The following is a 1,140-nucleotide window of genomic DNA, read 5'->3' as shown; positions in this document are numbered from 1 at the left end:
AGCCCAGCGGTGATATGTCAAGGGGATGATCGATAAGAATTGGAAAAAACATTGCCTAAAGCGTACCCAGAGCTRAAAAAAGACATCACTAAACTAACCCCACCATTTAGTCTRAATTTTCAGACTATTTACAGGCATGGGCAACATGTAAAAAGAGTAGAAATCTGGAAATCCTATGGATTCCTCCTCTCGGGTGGTGTGTACATTTTGTTGGTCTTCAGTAGCATGAATACCAACCGTACCAATTTTCGTGMAGATAGGACGAGGGCTCTTTTGTGCTTATGCTTCGGGACTTCATCATACTTCTTTTGGTAAAAGTCTCTGTACTCGGCATCGTGTTTTCGCACCGAATCAGCAGCTTGAACCAGATAGTAGCGCAAGTATTTGTTACCGGTGCGCATACGGGATGTTTCCTCGGCTTCAAATTCACCGGACTGGTTCTGGTTCCAGACAAGGCCGGCATACTTKGCCAAGTCGCTATGGTCATGGAAGCGGTCGATGCCGCCGATCTCAGCAAGGATGCCCGCCGCGAAAACAGGGCCAATTCCTTTGACCGATGTCAAGGTCTGAGGGATGCCCTTCATAATCTTGGCGATCTCTTTATCCAGCTTCAATACTTCGGACTCCAGATGGTTAATTACACTGAGTGTCGTAGCTAGCGAGATGTTCACGGGATCTTGCATGGTCTTATCCAGACGGTAAGAGGAGCGAGCAAGCTTTTGAAGATAAGTAGCAATCTCCTCTGKGTTCTTAAAGCGGTTCTTTCCTTTATCGTTAAGAAACTCAACCAGTTCTTGTATCGACATGTTAGCAACTTGCTCGGGCTCTAACTCTTGAATCACCGCAAGGCTTGTACTGCCGAATGTATTGGAAAATGGATTATCCTGGCGCATGCCGCTGAACTTCAAAAAGACCTGATTTAAGAAATAGGTCTTGTCCCTTTTAATGTTCTTCATTAAATAAAATCGAGTACGGGTAAGGCGCTGCAAAGCTTCAAATTGGATGATGTCTTTCATCTCATGGGGCAGTCGTCCAAATCGCAGATGGTCTGCAATAACCCAGGCATCGATGCGGTCGTTCTTGGGAAGCGAGTCGTATCCCTTCTTGAAACGAGCCACCTTTCTTGCATTTAAGACGAAC

1 protein-coding gene is annotated in these 1,140 nt (G+C 45.7%); it reads right to left on the bottom strand.

Annotated elements, in window-relative coordinates; genetic code table 11:
* Window positions 1–173: 173 nt before the first annotated feature.
* A partial coding sequence (locus tag E1757_RS35570; RefSeq protein ID WP_133237154.1) for an IS110 family RNA-guided transposase occupies window positions 174–1,140 on the bottom strand: 967 nt, incomplete at its 5' end.

It is taken from the genome of Paenibacillus piri (assembly GCF_004354045.1).
Classification (GTDB): domain Bacteria; phylum Bacillota; class Bacilli; order Paenibacillales; family NBRC-103111; genus Paenibacillus_S; species Paenibacillus_S piri.
Note: the sequence above shows the minus strand (reverse complement) of the source record. Positions and strands in the feature narration are given on the sequence as shown.